Genomic DNA, 14071 nt, shown 5'->3' on the forward strand with positions numbered 1-14071 from the left:
AGATAACGACCGCGCGCGCGTACGCCGTTCCGCGCGCGCCGGACACCCCTACAACTCGGGGGCGCTCACACCCGTACGAGTGAGGGCCTCGACCACGGCGTCGACGACGGCCTCCACATCGGGCACCCACGGGGAGGCCGAGCCGGGCAGCGGGGCGCGCTGCCAGCTGATCGGCCCCTGACCCGTCTCGGAGGGGGGCAGTGCGAGATAGCCGCCCTCGCCGTGGAAGCGCAGCGAGCCGGGGACGAAGTCCTTGGCGTAGAGCAGTTCGCCGAGCTGCTCCATGGAGTAGGGCTTCACGAGGATCGCCCAGCGGGCGGGCGAGGCGACGACCGGGCCGAGACGCATGCCCATGCGGTCGAGCGCGGTCAGTGCGTGGGCGGCCGGCAGGGCGGGGAGGCTGACCGCGCAGGGCGCCGCGCCTCCGGTGGCGAGGATGATCGGGGCCGCGGGCCGGTTGGTCCACCACCAGCGCACCATGCGCTCGTCGGTGGTGGCCGCGAGGAGTCCGGGGTCGAAGGGGTGGGCACCGGGAACCGTGCATTCGGGGTCGGGGCAGCCGCAGCGGGAATGCCCCTGCCGGTGCGTCGTCGCTCCTGGGAGTACGGGCCACTGCCATTCCGTCGCGAAGGTCAGGGCCGCGCTGATCAGCTCAGGCCTCCCGTCACCGCGCAGGAGCCTGCGTCGCCTTCCGAGGATCTCGCGCATGAGCGCTCGTTCCTTTCCGTTGCACCGCTGGCAACACCGTGGACCACATCACACCATGTGTCGATCACTTCACTGTGCGTACCTGTTGGCGCATCACACCCCTGCTTCGAGCAGGGGAAACCCCTATGGGCCGAGCGTTGGCTGCTTCCGCGGCAGCCTCGTCCATACTGCGTCTACCAAAAGCATGGGCGTGGCGTGGGGTGGCGAAGTCTGGCGTTTTGCCGTCGCGCGTATTTCTCTTCGCCTCCGCCACGGGAGGATGGGGCACGATCGTCGGTGGCTAAGACGCCCGGGTCCGTCACCAGGTTCCGGGCGGTTGTCAACCACCCCTGGCCTTCACCGAGTACGTACCCATCACGACCGCTGTGACGCTCCGTGGAGCGAAACCAGTCGACCGCAATACCCCGTTCCCTGAGGCAGTTTTAAGCCAACTTTGCCTTTGCGCAAGAGGTCCACGAGGAGTGCTCTGGTTGCTCGCGGACACCAGGAATCCCAGCAGGACAATGCTGGACATCCCCTTACGAGTGCGTGTACATGTGGAGACACTGCTAGCGGCGCAGAATGACATGGGGGTTTGCGATGCTTTTGAGCAATACGCACCGGTCGGAAAGCCGGACGCCATGAACGCTCCTCACCCTCCGAAAGTGGCCGGAATCGATTCGACGGTTCCCTCGCCCGCACACACTGTCGCGCCCGCGCCCGCGTCCTCGGGGGCCTCAGCCGTCACCCCGCCGAGCGCACCCGGCGCACTGCTCCAGGACCGCCTCGCAGGCTGGGTCTCGGACCTCACGACACTCCACGAACTCACCGAACGCCTGGCCCGCACGGCAACCCTCGCCGACGCCCTCGAAGAACTGCTGCGCGCCGGATCCGCCCTCGTCGGCGCCCGGCGCGGACTCGTCGTCCTGGAACCCGCGGACGGCCTCGGCCCCGACACGACCATCGGCCTCGGCCTCGCCCGCGCCGACCTCGGGCACATCGAGACGGTGCCGCGCAGCGCGATGTCGTACGGCAGGATCCTCGACGGGCTGCCCGGCGGCGACGCCGAGATCGCCCAGCCCGACCTGCTCTCCGAGGACGGACTCGACCCCCGGCACCGCGAGGTGGCCGCCCGCCTCGGCTACGCCGCCAGCTACGCCGTGCCGCTGTCCACGGACGCCGCCGGACGTCTCGGCGCCGCCGTCTGGCTGTACGACGAGCCCGCCGAACCGTCCGAGCGCCAGCGCCACCTCATCGGCCTGTACACCCGCTACGCCACCGAACACCTGGCCCGGCTCCTCGAAGTCGAGCGCACGCGCGCGTGCATGCGGACGATGGCCGAGGAACTGCTGCCCTCCCGGCTGCCCCGCATGGCCGGCGTCCAGCTCGCCGCCCGGCACCGCACCGGCCCGCGCGGGGGCGGCGACTGGTACGACGCGCTGCCGCTGCCGGACGCCGCGCTCGGCCTCGCGGTCGGCTCGGTGACCGGATCCGGCCCCAGCGCGGTCGCCGCCATGGGCCGCCTTCGGGCCAGCCTGCGGGCGTACGCCGTGATGGAGGGCGAGGACCCGGTCGCGGTCCTGTCCGACCTGGAGCTGCTGCTGCGGCTCACCGAGCCGGCCCGCTCCGCCACCGCGCTGTTCGCCTACTGCGAGCCCGCCCTGCGCAAGATCACGCTCGCCGGCGCCGGACACACCCCGCCGCTGCTGATCGGCGACCGGCGCACCGAGTTCGTGGAGACCTCCGTCTCCGCCCCGCTCGGCATGCTGGCCTGCTGGGAGGCGCCGAGCGTGGAGATCACCGCCGAAGCCGGAGAGACGGTTCTGCTGTACACCGACGGGCTGCTGCACCGCACCGGCGACGCCACCGACCGTGCCTTCTCCCGGCTGCACGCGGCGGCGGCCGGGGTGCCACGGGCGATCCGGCACGATCCGGACGCCGTCGTCGACCACGTCCTGCGGACCGTGCTGCCCGACGGGGCGGACGAAGCGGACAGCGACGAGGACGTCGTCCTGCTGGCGGCACGCTTCGAGTAATGGCAGCAGGGGCCCGCGTGCGCTGCGGTCACCTCCCGTGGCAGGGGCGTGGTCAGCCATAACAGGCACGTGGTCCGCGCCATAACACCGGCGGGCATGCCGTCCTGCTGCCCTGGGCTCCGTCCTGTACGACCGTACGATGGACGGGGTCCAGTGCCGTATCGAGGAGGATGACCGTGGCCGACGAGCTCACCCCGGCCGAGTCCATTGCTGCTACCGCAGCGGACCCGGAGACTGAGTCCGAGGAGCCGATCAAGCAGCGCAAGAACGGCCTGTACCCGGGCGTGTCCGACGAGCTCGCCGAGAACATGAAGTCCGGCTGGGCCGACACGGAGTTGCACGACCTGCAGCCGATCGCCCAGGCCGCCGAGACCGCCGCACGGCGCGCCGCACTGTCGGCGCGGTTCCCGGGCGAGCGCCTCGTGATCCCCGCGGGCAACCTGAAGACGCGCTCGAACGACACCGAGTACGCCTTCCGCGCCTCCGTCGAGTACGCCTACCTCAGCGGCAACCAGACCGAGGACGGCGTCCTCGTCCTGGAACCCGTCGCGGACGGCCACGAGGCGACGATCTACCTCCTGCCCCGCTCCGACCGGGAGAACGGCGAGTTCTGGCTCTCCGGCCAGGGCGAGCTGTGGGTCGGCCGCCGTCACTCGCTGACCGAGGCGGAGAAGCTGTACGGCATCCCGGCCTCCGACGTGCGCGAGCTGGCGGACAAGCTGCGCGAGGCGACGGGTCCGGTGCGTGTCGTACGGGGCTACGACGCCGCCATCGAGGCCGCGCTGACCGACAAGGTCACCGCCGAGCGCGACGACGAGCTGCGTGTCTTCCTCTCCGAGGCACGGCTGGTCAAGGACGAGTTCGAGATCGGCGAGCTGCAGAAGGCCGTCGACTCCACGGTCCGCGGCTTCGAGGACGTGGTGAAGGTCCTCGACAAGGCGGAGGCGACGAGCGAGCGCTACATCGAGGGCACGTTCTTCCTCCGCGCGCGTGTCGAGGGCAACGACGTCGGTTACGGCTCCATCTGCGCGGCCGGCCCACACGCCTGCACGCTGCACTGGGTGCGCAACGACGGGCCCGTGCGGTCCGGCGACCTGCTCCTGCTGGACGCGGGCGTCGAGACGCACACGTACTACACCGCCGACGTCACGCGCACGCTGCCGATCAACGGCCGCTACAGCGAGATCCAGAAGAAGATCTACGACGCCGTGTACGAGGCCCAGGAGGCCGGGATCGCGGCGGTGCAGCCGGGCGCGAAGTACCGGGACTTCCACGACGCCTCGCAGCGCGTGCTCGCCGAGAAGCTGGTCGAGTGGGGGCTCGTCGAGGGGCCGGTGGAGCGGGTGCTGGAGCTCGGGCTGCAGCGTCGGTGGACGCTGCACGGCACCGGGCACATGCTCGGCATGGACGTCCACGACTGCGCTGCCGCGCGCGTGGAGTCCTACGTCGACGGCACGCTGGAGGCCGGCATGGTCCTCACCGTCGAGCCGGGGCTGTACTTCCAGGCCGACGACCTGACCGTGCCGGAGGAGTACCGGGGCATCGGGGTGCGGATCGAGGACGACATCCTGGTGACGGCGGAGGGGAACCGGAACCTGAGCGCTGGGCTGCCTCGGCGGTCTGATGAGGTCGAGAGCTGGATGGCCTCCTTGAAGGGCTGACGTCGGATCGATGGCCGGGTGCCGAAGGGTGGCCGGCCATCGTTGCGGTCTGCGGGTGGTGGGGGCTTGTCGCGCAGTTCCCCGCGCCCCTACGGGGTTGCAATGACCGGCAATGAGTCCAGAAAGACTGCGCCTGCCAGCAGGCCCGCGCTCCCCCTCGGGCTGCACGCGCGCGCGTGCAGGTCGATGTCGAGGGTGGTCAGCGCCGCCGCGCCCGCCTTCGTCGCCGTGCCACCCGCCTCCATCACGCCCCTGGCGCCCGCCTGGACGTGGCGCAGTCCCATGGGGCCCGCCGTGTAGAGGAGTTCGGTGTCCTGAAGGGTGGACATCACCGTGAGCAGGGCGTCCAGGCGGGCCTGTTCCTCGGTGGCTCCGGCTGCACGGGAGCTAATGAGGGCGTTCAATGCCCGCCGCACGTGCGGGAATCCGGCCCGTGCCTCGCCCCGGGCCCCGGCGGCGCCGTACTTCGCGGACATCGAGGAGCCCCGGGAGGGCCTGCGCGGGGCGCGCTTGTCGGTGTGTGCGGCGATCTGTTTGGCGGTCGCGGCGATGTCCCGCGCGCCTGCCCGGGGGTCGAGCGCGGCCGCGGCGACCAGCAGGCCGAGCGCCCACAGCGCGCCCCGGTGACCGCCGCCCGCGAGGTGCACCGAGTGCTCGGTGCACCTGCCGATCGCGCCCAGTTCGGTGCGGAGCCCCGGGGTCGGCTCGCCCGTGCGGCGGGCGGCCGCGGCCATCGCCGCGAGGCCCGGCGCGAGTGCCTTCGCCGACCAGCGCAGCCTGCAATGGTCCATACGGCTCGCGCGGGCGCCGAGGTCGCGCGGGTCGGGCAGGCCCGGCTTGGGAGCCAGGGCCAGCGCCCCGGTCAGCGCGGTCACGGCCGCCTGCGCCAGCGCCTCGTCCTCACGGCCGCTCATGGCGGTACCCCTCAAGGCCGTACGCCTCATGGCCGTACCTCTCACGGCGGTACCCCTCAAGAGGACGCCGAGGCCGACGGGGTGCCGCTGGGCGCATCCCCGGGCGGCCTGCCGCCCTTGTAGCCCTTGGAGGCGCCCGCGGCGGCCGTGCCACCGGTGGCCGCGAGAGCGCGGCGCCGGGTGATCGAGTGGTTCTTGTGATGTCCCGTCATGGACAGGACGTTAGGGGCGCCACCCATCAGGGGGTTGAGGCGGCGCTGTGCGACGGCTGTGAGTGCCGAGGAAACAGGCGGCGGAGGAAGTCTCCGCCGGTGCTACACCGCCATCAGCGGAGCGTCCTTGCGCCACTTGAGGATCTTGTCGAAGCTGACGATCGCCCCGCCCCGGTCGGGCTTGTTGCCGATCTGGACGTGGTCGGCGAGCTCGTTGATGAGACACAGGCCCCTGCCGTCCTCGGCGTCGAAGGACGCCAGGCGCGGGGCGCGCTGGGGGGCCGTGAATCCCGGGCCCGAGTCGGCGACCTCGATGTGGCACTTCTCGCCGTCCAGATAGGCCGTGACGCGATACGCCTGCGGGGAGCCGTCGGTCGTGCCGCCACCGCCGTGCTCGACGGCGTTGGCGCAGGCCTCGCTGAGGGCGACGGAGAGGTCGTAGGAGATGTCGGGGTCCACGCCCGCCGTCTCCATGGTGCCGAGCAGCAGTCGCCGGGCGAGGGGAACGCTCGCGGCTTCACGGCGCAAATGGAGTGACCACCAGATGCTCATGCTCCAGCCTCCTGGCCGCGGCTCGACATACCGTTACGTATTGCCGCGAGTGCCCGCCTGTAAGCACATCCCTGACGTGATGCCGCCCATATGGTCGATGCGCCCACGTCGGAATCGGTGTATGTGGTGGCGGCCCACACCAGAAGGTGATCTTCCGGTTCTACGGCCGCATATACCCCGTATTTCTCGTTCATCCCCAACCACCCGAACCGCATCTTGCGGACCTGCCGTATGGCGGCCATAAGGCCAGTGCGATGATGAGCCCGCCATGACTGCCCCCCACCCGCGCACGACGCGCTCCGGAAGCGATCTCCGGGTCCTGCGGGCCGCGGTGTTCGCCGCGGTCTGCGTCGTGCTGGCCGGGGTCGGGCATGTCCTCGGCTCCTGCGCCACGGTTCCGATGTGGACGCTGGGCGCCGGGTTCCTCGGAGTCCTGGTCGTCGCCCTGCCGTTCGCGGGGCGTGAGCGCTCGCTGCCCGGCATCGCGGCGTTGCTCGCGGTCGGACAGACCGTTCTGCACTCGCTGTTCGGGCTCGGGCAGCATGTGACGGTGACCGCTGGAGCCGCAGCCTCCGGCACCGCCTCGATGTCCGGCTCCGCGTCGATGTCCGACGCCGCGCTCGTCGAGCGGGCGGCGCGGCTGGTGTGCGGCACCGCCGCGGCGGCCATCAGCCCCGCCCAGGCCCAGCGGATGCTCACCGACGCACGGATCGGTCCGGCCACGGGGGCGCATGCCTCGCACCCGTCGGCGGACGCCGTCTCCGCCGCCACCGGCACCGGCTCGGCCGCCTCGCTGCTGCCGTCCCTGCCGATGGTGCTCGCCCACATACTCGCGGCGGTCGTCGCGGGATGGCTGCTGCGGCGCGGCGACCTGGCCCTGCTGCGGATCGTCGAGATGTCCGCGCTGTCGGCGCACTCGGTCGCCGAGGGGGCTCTCGTACGTTCCCTGCGCGGGGCGCTCGCGCTGGTGCGTGCCCTGCGTTCCGGGCTCCCGGGCGCTCCCGAGGCGGGCCCGCGCTTCCTGCGCACCGAGTCCCTCGCGCGCCGCGCGCCACGTACCGTCACGCTCCAGCACACGGTGATCAGGCGCGGTCCGCCGGCCGACGTGCTCGCCCTCGCCGCCTGACACGACGCGACCTTCGCTCCACCGGATGAAGGGCCGCCGTCGTGCGGCACGCGTGCGTGCGCGAGTTCTCCGGTCCAGGGATCTCTTCTCGCCGGACTTCCCGGTTTCCCGGCCTCCCGGGCTTTCTGCCCTTCCGGCTTCCGGGCCTCCCGGGCTTTCCCTCTGATCGGGCACCACCACGCGCGCGTACTCCTCTTCACCTCCGGAATCCGAATCTCACTCACAGTGGAGTGCTTCGCATGAAGGCCTCTCGTATCGCCGCCGTAGGCGCCCTCGCCGGCACGGCCGTGCTCGCCCTGTCCATGCCCGCCTTCGCCCACGTCAGCGTGCAGCCCGAGGGCACCGCCGCCAAGGGCGGTTACGCGGTCGTCGACTTCAAGGTGCCCAACGAGCGCGACAACGCCTCGACCACCAAGCTCGAGGTCAGCTTCCCGACCGACCACCCGCTGGCCTCCGCCATGCCGGAACCCATGGCCGGCTGGAAGATCGAGGTCACCAAGTCCAAGCTCGACAAGCCGATCGAGTTGCACGGCGAGAAGATCTCCGAGGCGGTCTCCAAGATCACCTGGACCGCCGAGGGCAAGGGCGTCGAGCCGGGCTACTTCCAGAAGTTCCCCGTCTCCATCGGCCAGCTCCCCGAGGACACCGACGAACTCACCTTCAAGGCGATCCAGACGTACTCCAACAAGGAGGTCGTGCGCTGGATCGAGGTCCCTCAGGAGGGAAAGGACGAGCCCGAGAACCCGGCGCCGGTGCTCGCGCTGTCCGCCGCCGAGGAGGGCCACCACGGCTCGTCCTCCGCCGACAAGGCCGCCGACTCCGACGACTCCGAGGCCGCCGCCGCGAAGACCGACGCCGCCGAGCCCGCCGACAGCAGCGACACCACCGCCCGGATCCTGGGCGTGGTCGGCATCGTCGTCGGCGCGCTGGGTGTGGCGTACGGCGTCCTCGCCGGCCGTCGGCGCACCGACGCCTGACGCCCCTTCGGTTCACGGCGCGCACCGGGCACGCCCCCGGTGCGCGCCGGAGCCCTCACCCTGGGCCGACTTGGACAACTAGGACATTTTTCTATGCGTAAGAAGACCTGGCATGCGTAAGAAGACCTTCGCCGCGGCCGCCCTGCTCGCCGCCGCGGCCCTGACCCTGACCGCCTGCGGCAACGGCGACGACAGCGCCTCGCCCGTGACCGTCGTCTCCGAGGAACCCGGCTCGGACAAGGCGGCCATCGTGCTCGACAAGCCGTTCGAGAAGCCGGACCTGGTCCTCACCGACACGAACGGCAAGAAGTACGACCTCCGCAAGGAGACCCAGGGCAAGCCGACGCTGATCTACTTCGGCTACACCAACTGCCCCGACGTCTGCCCGCTGACGATGAACAACATCGCCGTCGCCAAGAAGCAGCTGCCCAAGGCCGAGCAGGACGAGCTGAACATCGTCTTCGTCACCACCGACCCGGAGCGCGACACCGCTCCCGCGCTCGGCAAGTGGCTCAAGGGCATCGACCCGCAGGTCGTGGGCCTGACCGGCTCCTTCGACACCATCCAGGCCGGCGCCCGCACCCTCGGCATCACCATCGAGGCACCGCACAAGGACAAGAACGGCAAGATGGTCTCCACCCACGGCACCCAGGTCGTGGCGTTCTCACCGAAGACCGACGCCGGGTACGTCCTCTACACCGAGCGCGCCACCGTCGACGACTACACCAAGGACCTCCCCAAGCTGATCGAGGGGGAGAAGCCGTGAGGCGTGCGGTCGCGCCCGTCGCGGTACTGACCGGGGCCCTGCTCCTCGCGGGCTGCGGCTCCGACGACGCGCAGGACTCCGCGGCCGAGGTGTCGGTCAGCGGCGCCTACATGCCGCAGCCCGTCTCCGACTCCATGGCGGCCGGCTATCTCACGGTCACCAACAAGGGCGGTACGAAAGACGAGTTGACGTCCGTGACCAGCGACGTCGGCGAGGTGACGGCCCACGAGACCGTCGACTCCTCGATGCAGGAGGTCAAGGACCTCCCCGTCCCCGCGCACGGTCAACTCGTCTTCAAAAGCGGCGGCAACCATCTGATGTTCGAGAAGCTGAAGCGAAAGCCGATGCAGGGCGAGACGGTGACCGTGAAGCTCCACTTCACCGAGTCCGGCACCGTCACGGTCCAGATGCCGGTGAAATCGGCGACGTACAACCCGAAGACCGGACACTGAGGGAGAGATCGCCTTGACCCAGACCATCGCACCCCGCGTCCGGACGCTGGTGCTGCTGCTCCTGGCCGCCACCGGCCTGCTCCTCGCCGGTGCCGGGCCGGTCTCCGCGCACGCCGCGGTGACCGGCAGCGACCCCCGGCAGGGGGCGGTGGTCGAGAAGGCCCCGGCACAGGTCTCGCTGACCTTCTCGGAGAAGGTCGCCCTGTCCGACGACTCCCTGCGGGTGCTCGACCCCAAGGGCAAGCGCGTCGACCGCGGCGACCCGGCCAACCCCAGCGGGACGACGTACTCCGTGAAGCTGCACGGCGGACTGCCCGACGGCACCTACACCGTCACCTACCAGGTGGTGTCCGAGGACAGCCATCCCGTGGCCGGCGCCTTCACCTTCTCCATCGGCGCGCCTTCCCAGACGTCCGTCTCCGTCTCCGGGCAGACCGCGGGCGGCGGAGTCGTCGGCACGCTCTACGGCTTCGGGCGGTACGTGTCGTACGCCGGCTTCATCGTCATGGTCGGCGGCGCCGCCTTCGTGCTCGCCTGCTGGCAGCGCGGGGCGGGCGTGCGGGCGCTGCAGCGGCTCACCGTCGGCGGCTGGGTGGCGCTGACCGCCGCCACGCTCGGCCTGCTGCTCCTGCGCGGCTCGTACACCAGCACGGGCAAGGTCGGGGACATCTTCGACCTGGACCTGCTCGGACAGGTGCTCCAGACCAAGACCGGCGCCGCACTGGTCTCCCGACTGCTGCTGCTCGCCGCGGCGGCGCTGTTCATCGCGGTGCTGTTCGGGGCGTACGAGAAGCGCGAGGACGAGGAGAAGCGGGACCTGACCTTCGGGCTCGCCATCGGCGGGATCGTGGTGTCGGCCGGGCTCGCGGCGAGCTGGGCGATGTCCGAGCACGCCTCGACCGGGCTCCAGGCCGGGATCGCGATGCCGGTCGACATCATCCATCTGCTGGCCGTCGCGGGCTGGCTCGGCGGGCTGGCGGCACTGCTCGTCGCCCTCTACCGGGCGCCCGCGGACACCCCGCTCGACGCCTCGGCCGTACGACGGTTCTCCCGCCTGGCCTTCGGCAGCGTGCTCGCGCTCGTCGCGACCGGGATCTACCAGTCGTGGCGGCAGCTCGGTTCGTGGTCGGCGTTCACCGGCACCCGATACGGGCAGCTGCTGCTGGTCAAGATCGGGCTCGTGGTGGTGCTGGTGGGCATCGCGTGGGTCTCGCGGCGGTGGACGGGGCGACTGGCCGAGGCCGTCGTGGTGAAGCCGCGGAAGGAGTCGGACGCCGTCGAGGGCGCCGAGGAGAGGGAGCCCGCGCGTGCGGGTTCCTCCGGGAAGGGCACCACGGGCTCCAGTCAGAAGGGCACCGCGGGCTCCAGTCAGAAGGGCACCGCGGGCTCCGGCAAGAAGGGCGCCGCGGGCTCCGGCAAGAAGGGCGCCGCGGGCTCCGGCAAGGCGGACGGCGACTCCGAGCGGGCCGCGCAGCTCGCCCGGCAGCAGGCCGCGATGGACACGGCACGGCAGAAGCAGCTGCGGGACGTCGACCCGAACCGGTTCGGACTGCGCCGCTCGGTGCTCGCCGAGGCGGGTGTCGCCGTCGTCCTCCTCGCCGTCACCACCATGCTGACGTCGACCGAACCGGGGCGTACGGAGGAGCAGGCCAAGGCCGCCGCCTCGGCATCTGCGGCGGACGCGTCGTCGGCGGGGGCGCTGACCCTGGACATGTCCTTCGACACCGGCGGCGAGGACGGGAAGGGCGTCGTACGGGTCGACCTCGACCCCGCGCGCGTGGGCGGCAACGAGATGCATGTCTACGTGCAGCGGCCCAACGGCCGTGCCTTCGACATCCCCGAGGTCAAGGTCGCCTTCACCCTCGAGTCGCAGGACATCGGGCCGCTGCCCGTCGTCCCCGACCACATCACCACCGGACACTGGTCGGCGAGCGGGGTGCAGATCCCCATGGCCGGCGAATGGAAGGTCTCCGTAACCGTACGGACCACCGACATCGACCAGACCACCGTCTCCAAGAACGCGCAGATCGGCTGACCCTCACCATGTCTGACCAGTCCATTCCGGAGGCCCGCACGCCGCGGACACCGCGGACGCCGAAAGCGACGTCCACGACGGGGGCCAAGGCAACGTCCGAGGCCGGGGCCAAGCCTGCGTTCAAGGGCGACGCCCCACTTAATGGCGGCGCCTCCGAAAGTGCCTCCCGCGCGGGAGCTCTTTCGCGGCGGCAACTGCTCGGCACCGCCGGTGCCACCGGTCTGGTGCTCGGCGCGGCCGGCGGGGCCGTGGGGTACGCCGCCCGGCCCGCCGGGGCGACGCCGCTCGCCTCGCTGGGGGCCGAACAGGTGATGTTTCACGGGAAACATCAGCCCGGCATCCTCCAGGGACTCCAGGCACGCGGTCACCTCGTCGCCTTCGACCTGGCGGCGGGCGCGGGCCGCAAGGAGGCGGCGGCGTTGCTGCGCCGCTGGTCGGAGACGGCACGGCGGCTGATGGCGGGCGAGGCGGCTCAGCAGGACGACACGGATGTCGCCCGGGACGCCGGGCCCTCGTCGCTGACGATCACCTTCGGCTTCGGGCACAGCTTCTTCGCGCGGACCGGCCTGGAGAAGCAGCGTCCGGTCGCCCTCGACCCGCTGCCCGACTTCTCCTCCGACCAGCTCGACAGGGCGCGCAGCAACGGCGATCTGTGGGTGCAGATCGGTGCGGATGACGCGCTGGTCGCCTTCCACGCCCTGCGCGCGATCCAGAAGGACGCGGGCCGGGCGGCCAAGGTGCGCTGGCAGATGAACGGCTTCAACCGCTCGCCCGGCGCCACCTCGCATCCGATGACGGCCCGCAACCTCATGGGCCAGATGGACGGCACACGCAATCCCAAGCCGGCGGAGGCCGACTTCGACGAGCGGATCTTCGTGCCGCAGTCCGGTTCGAAGGACCCCGCCTGGATGGCGAACGGCTCCTACGCCGTCGTACGCCGTATCCGCATGCTCCTCGACGACTGGGAGCGGCTCTCGGTCAAGGCGCAGGAGGACGTCATCGGGCGCCGCAAGTCCGACGGGGCGCCGCTGTCGGGGGGCACCGAGACGACCGAGATGGACCTGGAGAAGACGGACAAGGCGGGGAATCTGGTCGTCCCCATCAACGCGCATGCCCGTATCACCCGGCCCGACCAGAACGGCGGGGCGGCGATGCTGCGGCGCCCGTTCTCGTACCACGACGGCATCGACACGGACGGCGTGCCCGACGCGGGCCTGCTGTTCATCTGCTGGCAGGCCGACCCGCTGCGCGGCTTCGTCACCATCCAGCGCAAGCTCGACCGGGGCGACGCCCTGTCGAAGTACATCCGCCACGAGTCGAGCGGCCTGTTCGCCGTGCCGGGCGGCGCGTCGGAGGGGGAGTACGTGGGGCAGCGCCTCCTTGAGGGGTGACGGTGCCGGGGTGTGCCGGGGCCGAGAGGAGTGACGGTGCCGGGGCCGGGAGGGCCGTCCGGGTTCGGCACAGTCGTACGCCAGTGAGGTCGCCCTGAGGGGTGGCGCGCGGCCCAGAGACGTGCGCCGGGTTTCACAAGGGCCATTAGGGTGAGGTCATGCCAGCGAGCTATGCCTATCTCGGCCCCGAGGGCACCTTCACCGAGGCCGCCCTGCGCACCCTTCCCGAGGCCGCGACCCGGGAGCTGATCCCCTATGTGTCCGTGCAGTCCGCGCTGGACGCGGTGCGTCTCGGCGAGGCCGAGGCCGCCTTCGTACCGATCGAGAACTCCGTCGAGGGCGGCATCACGACCACGCTCGACGAGCTGGTCGCGGGCGCGCCGCTGATGATCTACCGCGAGGTGCTGCTGTCGATCACCTTCGCGCTGCTGGTCAGGCCCGGCACGAAGCTGTCGGACATCAAGACGGTCTCGGCCCACCCGGCCGCCCAGCCGCAGGTGCGCAACTGGCTCAAGAACAACCTCCCCGACGCCCACTGGGAGTCGGCCGCCTCGAACGCGGACGCCGCCCGTCTGGTCCAGGAGGGCCAGTACGACGCGGCCTTCGCCGGTGAGTTCGCCGCCGCGCTGTACGGCCTCGAGGCCCTGGAGACCGGGATCCACGACGCGGAGAACGCCCAGACCCGGTTCGTACTGGTGGGCCGGCCCGCGCGTCCCGCCGCTCCGTCCGGTGCGGACAAGACGTCCGTCGTGCTGTGGCAGCGCGACGACCATCCCGGTGGGCTGCGCGACCTGCTGGGCGAGTTCGCCACGCGTGGCATCAACCTGATGCTGCTCCAGTCCCGGCCGACCGGCGCGGGCATCGGCAACTACTGCTTCTGCATCGACGCCGAGGGCCATATCTCCGACCGCCGGGTCGCCGAGGCGCTGATGGGGCTCAAGCGGATCTGCCTGGAGGTGCGCTTCCTGGGTTCGTATCCGCGTGCGGACATCAAGCCGGGAGAAGCGGAGCGGCCGCGCCTGGGGACGTCCGACGAGGAGTTCGTGTCGGCGGCGGACTGGGTGGCGCGCTGCCAGGACGGACGCTTCTGAGCAGTTCCCAGCTACTCCGGGGCCGGCTGCCCACGCAGCCGGCCCGGGCAGCCGGCCGGAGCCGTCGGCCGGGCCGCTTCCGTGTGGGTTTCCAGCCAGTACTACCAGCCGATTATCGTTATCCACAGGGGTTATCCACAGGTACTCATCTCGACCTGGGGACAAGTCGAT

13 protein-coding genes are annotated in these 14071 nt (G+C 71.1%); 9 read left to right on the top strand and 4 right to left on the bottom strand.

Features of this window, described 5'->3' with window-relative positions; genetic code table 11:
* Positions 1 to 48 precede the first annotated feature (48 nt).
* On the bottom strand, positions 49 to 708 hold the full coding sequence (locus ACFPQ9_RS09240; RefSeq protein WP_380849550.1) for a bifunctional DNA primase/polymerase: 660 nt from the start codon (positions 706 to 708) through the stop codon (positions 49 to 51).
* Between the two features lie 503 nt (positions 709 to 1211).
* Between ACFPQ9_RS09240 and ACFPQ9_RS09245 the strand changes: the two genes are divergently transcribed.
* Together ACFPQ9_RS09245 and ACFPQ9_RS09250 are read left to right on the top strand one after the other, a co-directional pair.
* Positions 1212 to 2723, top strand: coding sequence for a PP2C family protein-serine/threonine phosphatase (locus ACFPQ9_RS09245; protein ID WP_380849553.1), 1512 nt, complete (start codon positions 1212 to 1214; stop codon positions 2721 to 2723).
* 176 nt (positions 2724 to 2899) lie between these two features.
* Positions 2900 to 4384, top strand: a complete 1485-nt coding sequence (locus tag ACFPQ9_RS09250) for an aminopeptidase P family protein (protein WP_380849556.1) — start codon at positions 2900 to 2902, stop codon at positions 4382 to 4384.
* Positions 4385 to 4473: 89 nt separating this feature from the next.
* Here the strand turns inward: ACFPQ9_RS09250 and ACFPQ9_RS09255 are convergent, their stop codons facing one another.
* The 3 genes from ACFPQ9_RS09255 to ACFPQ9_RS09265 all read right to left on the bottom strand — a co-directional run bounded on the left by ACFPQ9_RS09255 (position 4474) and on the right by ACFPQ9_RS09265 (position 6062).
* Positions 4474 to 5298 (bottom strand): triphosphoribosyl-dephospho-CoA synthase, encoded by an 825-nt coding sequence (locus tag ACFPQ9_RS09255; RefSeq protein ID WP_380849559.1) that lies wholly within the window; start codon positions 5296 to 5298, stop codon positions 4474 to 4476.
* Positions 5299 to 5354: 56 nt separating this feature from the next.
* Positions 5355 to 5510 carry a hypothetical protein gene (locus ACFPQ9_RS09260; protein WP_380849562.1) on the bottom strand — a complete coding sequence of 52 codons (156 nt, stop codon included), beginning with the start codon at positions 5508 to 5510 and terminating at the stop codon, positions 5355 to 5357.
* Between the two features lie 102 nt (positions 5511 to 5612).
* A complete protein-coding gene (locus ACFPQ9_RS09265; protein WP_380849565.1) occupies positions 5613 to 6062 on the bottom strand; it encodes an ATP-binding protein in 450 nt (149 codons plus the stop codon).
* Between the two features lie 268 nt (positions 6063 to 6330).
* Between ACFPQ9_RS09265 and ACFPQ9_RS09270 the strand changes: the two genes are divergently transcribed.
* The 7 genes from ACFPQ9_RS09270 (at position 6331) to pheA (ending at position 13900) form a co-directional block, all read left to right on the top strand.
* The gene (locus tag ACFPQ9_RS09270; protein ID WP_380849568.1) at positions 6331 to 7188 is read left to right on the top strand and encodes a hypothetical protein; all 858 of its coding nucleotides are present in this window, start codon (positions 6331 to 6333) and stop codon (positions 7186 to 7188) included.
* A 239-nt stretch (positions 7189 to 7427) separates the two neighbouring features.
* The gene (locus ACFPQ9_RS09275) at positions 7428 to 8165 is read left to right on the top strand and encodes a YcnI family copper-binding membrane protein (protein WP_380849571.1); all 738 of its coding nucleotides are present in this window, start codon (positions 7428 to 7430) and stop codon (positions 8163 to 8165) included.
* A gap of 112 nt (positions 8166 to 8277) precedes the next feature.
* The gene (locus tag ACFPQ9_RS09280; RefSeq protein ID WP_380849574.1) at positions 8278 to 8931 is read left to right on the top strand and encodes an SCO family protein; all 654 of its coding nucleotides are present in this window, start codon (positions 8278 to 8280) and stop codon (positions 8929 to 8931) included.
* Positions 8928 to 9383 (top strand): copper chaperone PCu(A)C, encoded by a 456-nt coding sequence (locus ACFPQ9_RS09285; protein WP_380849576.1) that lies wholly within the window; start codon positions 8928 to 8930, stop codon positions 9381 to 9383. The genes ACFPQ9_RS09280 and ACFPQ9_RS09285 overlap by 4 nt, the downstream gene beginning before the upstream one ends.
* A gap of 13 nt (positions 9384 to 9396) precedes the next feature.
* Positions 9397 to 11418, top strand: a complete 2022-nt coding sequence (locus ACFPQ9_RS09290; protein WP_380849579.1) for a copper resistance CopC/CopD family protein — start codon at positions 9397 to 9399, stop codon at positions 11416 to 11418.
* A gap of 8 nt (positions 11419 to 11426) precedes the next feature.
* Positions 11427 to 12809: an iron uptake transporter deferrochelatase/peroxidase subunit gene (gene efeB, locus ACFPQ9_RS09295; RefSeq protein WP_380849582.1), complete on the top strand. Its 1383-nt coding sequence runs from the start codon at positions 11427 to 11429 to the stop codon at positions 12807 to 12809.
* Between the two features lie 158 nt (positions 12810 to 12967).
* Positions 12968 to 13900 carry a prephenate dehydratase gene (pheA, locus tag ACFPQ9_RS09300; protein ID WP_380849584.1) on the top strand — a complete coding sequence of 311 codons (933 nt, stop codon included), beginning with the start codon at positions 12968 to 12970 and terminating at the stop codon, positions 13898 to 13900.
* Positions 13901 to 14071 lie beyond the last annotated feature (171 nt).

The organism is Streptomyces coerulescens, from assembly GCF_042657965.1.
Classification (GTDB): Bacteria; Actinomycetota; Actinomycetes; order Streptomycetales; family Streptomycetaceae; genus Streptomyces; species Streptomyces coerulescens.

What these genes read in the sequence shown, in the direction of transcription:
- ACFPQ9_RS09240 (WP_380849550.1), bottom strand. Translation starts at nt 708, where the DNA reads ATGCGCGAGATCCTCGGAAGGCGACGCAGGCTCCTGCGCGGTGACGGG.
- ACFPQ9_RS09245 (WP_380849553.1), top strand. Translation starts at nt 1,212, where the DNA reads ATGCTGGACATCCCCTTACGAGTGCGTGTACATGTGGAGACACTGCTA.
- ACFPQ9_RS09255 (WP_380849559.1), bottom strand. Translation starts at nt 5,298, where the DNA reads ATGAGCGGCCGTGAGGACGAGGCGCTGGCGCAGGCGGCCGTGACCGCG.
- ACFPQ9_RS09260 (WP_380849562.1), bottom strand. Translation starts at nt 5,510, where the DNA reads ATGACGGGACATCACAAGAACCACTCGATCACCCGGCGCCGCGCTCTC.
- ACFPQ9_RS09265 (WP_380849565.1), bottom strand. Translation starts at nt 6,062, where the DNA reads ATGAGCATCTGGTGGTCACTCCATTTGCGCCGTGAAGCCGCGAGCGTT.
- ACFPQ9_RS09270 (WP_380849568.1), top strand. Translation starts at nt 6,331, where the DNA reads ATGACTGCCCCCCACCCGCGCACGACGCGCTCCGGAAGCGATCTCCGG.
- ACFPQ9_RS09275 (WP_380849571.1), top strand. Translation starts at nt 7,428, where the DNA reads ATGAAGGCCTCTCGTATCGCCGCCGTAGGCGCCCTCGCCGGCACGGCC.
- ACFPQ9_RS09280 (WP_380849574.1), top strand. Translation starts at nt 8,278, where the DNA reads ATGCGTAAGAAGACCTTCGCCGCGGCCGCCCTGCTCGCCGCCGCGGCC.
- efeB (WP_380849582.1), top strand. Translation starts at nt 11,427, where the DNA reads ATGTCTGACCAGTCCATTCCGGAGGCCCGCACGCCGCGGACACCGCGG.
- pheA (WP_380849584.1), top strand. Translation starts at nt 12,968, where the DNA reads ATGCCAGCGAGCTATGCCTATCTCGGCCCCGAGGGCACCTTCACCGAG.